Source organism: Holdemanella sp. (assembly GCF_056804935.1).
The window spans coordinates 1-2354 of sequence record NZ_DBMEXE010000240.1; the positions used below are offsets into that span (position 1 = coordinate 1).

Annotated in this window: 2 protein-coding genes; both read left to right on the plus strand. The window is 33.4% G+C overall.

Annotated features, from left to right (window positions below):
* The coding region (locus ACZQCL_RS08810; protein ID WP_482482867.1) for a DHH family phosphoesterase at positions 1 to 664 on the plus strand (664 nt) is incomplete at its 5' end.
* Positions 665 to 718: 54 nt separating this feature from the next.
* On the plus strand, positions 719 to 2354 hold a 1636-nt coding region (dnaE, locus tag ACZQCL_RS08815; RefSeq protein ID WP_482482869.1), incomplete at its 3' end, for a DNA polymerase III subunit alpha.

The following is a 2354-nucleotide window of genomic DNA, read 5'->3' on the forward strand; positions in this document are numbered from 1 at the left end:
TGACAGGTATCAATTGGCTAAAAAATCAATTCGTATTGATCATCACGTACAAGTAGAAACCATTTGTGATGAAGAATGGATTGATGATAAGGCAAGTGCCACATGTGAGTTATTAGCTTTGTATTTACAAGAAAAAAAGGCTAATATTCCTCTACAAAGTTCTCTGATGTTATATCTTGGATTAACAGCGGACAATATCCGTTTTACGACAAATAATGTTCGTCCAGCTACATTTGATGCCGCAAAATATTTATTCGAACAAGGTGTAGATGTCACAAAAGTGGAACAATTGAACTTTTCAAAATCCATGGAAGACTATAAATATGAAACTGTTGTACGTAATCATACAGTGTTTAAAAACAAGTTCCTTTATTCAATTCTAGAATGTGAAGATTATGAAGAATTTGGTTTAAGCTTTACAGATGCTAAAGACAAAGTCTATTGTTTAGCAGGTATCGATTGTGTTGAAATGTGGGCATTGTTTACGCGTATGGAAGATCGTGTACATTATAGTGCGTCTTTACGTTCAAGAAATATTCCAATTCGTGATGTTGCCATGGAATTTGGTGGTGGTGGTCACGAATGTGCAAGTGGAATCAAAAACTTAACACGTGATCAAGTCAATCAAATTATTGAAATTTTATCAAATCGAGAGGTAGCTTAAGAAGCTATCTCTTTTTCTTATGGTATAATATTTTAGAAAGAAAGGTGGGATTTCATGGTTCACTTACATATGCGAAGTTCATACTCTTTACTTGAATCGCCAATTCGTTTAGAAAATATGATTCTTCATCAAAAACAACTTGGATATAATCATGTTTGTTTGACCGATCATAATGTGATGTATGGAACGATGGAGTTCTATCAATTGTGCAAAAAGCACAATGTACATCCGATTATTGGTTTAGAAGTTGATTCCATCTATAATGAGGAGCCATTTCATTTTATTCTTCTAGCGAAGAATGATATGGGTCTACAGAATTTATATAAATTAAGTTCGATCATAAAAGGAAATGTATCTTTTGAAGAAGTTATAAAGTATGCCAAAGATTGTGTGGTATTAACTTCCAGCGACGGGAAAGATACATTCAGTGCATATATTGAACATCAAGATTTAGAAAAGTTAAGTGCATTTGTCGAATTGTGTAAAAAATCTTTTTCAGATTTCTATATTTCTGTATCTATGAATGATTCGGGTAAAAAAAGAGCCGATAATCGAATTTTAAAACAACTTGATTGTAAACGTGTGGCTCTATCTCGAATCCTGTATGAGAATAGTGAAGACGTAAAATCTTTACAAGTATTAAGGGCTATTGCCAAACAAACGAATATTGAAAATCAAGGTTTGGACGTACAATTTCAAAGATATTTAAGAAGTCCACAGGAAATGGAAGCGTTGTATGATGAAAGTGAATTGATTGCTACAGAAGAAATCGCAAGAATGTGCAATATTCAAATGGCTTTTCAAAAGTCCAAGCTTCCTGTATTTAAAAATAAACTTCAAATTGATTCTAGAGACTATTTGATCAAGCTTTGTAAAAAGGGGTTAGAAAAACGTTTAAATGGAAATTTAAACCCTACCTATATCAAACGTTTAGAATATGAATTAAATGTCATAGTCACTATGGGATTTACCGATTATTTTTTGATTGTATGGGATTTTATTCGATATGCCAGAAGTCAAGACATATTTGTAGGTCCAGGGCGTGGTAGTGCAGCCGGTTCTTTAGTAGCTTATTGTTTAGGTATTACACATATTGATCCAATTCAGAATAATTTATTGTTTGAAAGATTTCTAAATCCATCACGTGTTTCCATGCCGGATATCGATACGGATTTTCCAGATGATAGAAGAGATGAAGTGATTCAATATGTTCGTGAATTATATGGTTATGATCATGTCAGTCATATTGTGACTTTTAATACTTTGCAGGCAAGACAAGCCATTCGTGATGTAGGGCGTGTTATGAATATACCGGCAAGAATTGTGGATGAACTTTCTAAGATGTTAAAGAACACACCTAAAATTACGTTGATGCAGGCCTATAATGAGAATGTTTTATTTCGAAAAAGGATTCACTCAGATCAAAAATTAACTGAATTATTTAAGATGTGTGTAAACGTTGAAGGATTACCACGACACACCTCTTTACATGCGGCAGGAATTGTTCTTTCAGATCAGCCTATTGTGAATGTCTGTCCACTTGTCAGTGTCGATGGAGATATTCAGGCTACACAATTTACAGCGGAATATCTAGAAGATTTGGGCTTGATCAAAATGGATTTTTTGGGCATTCGTAATTTAACGACGATTCATGAAATTGTCACAAATCTAAAAGAACAAAAACATATTT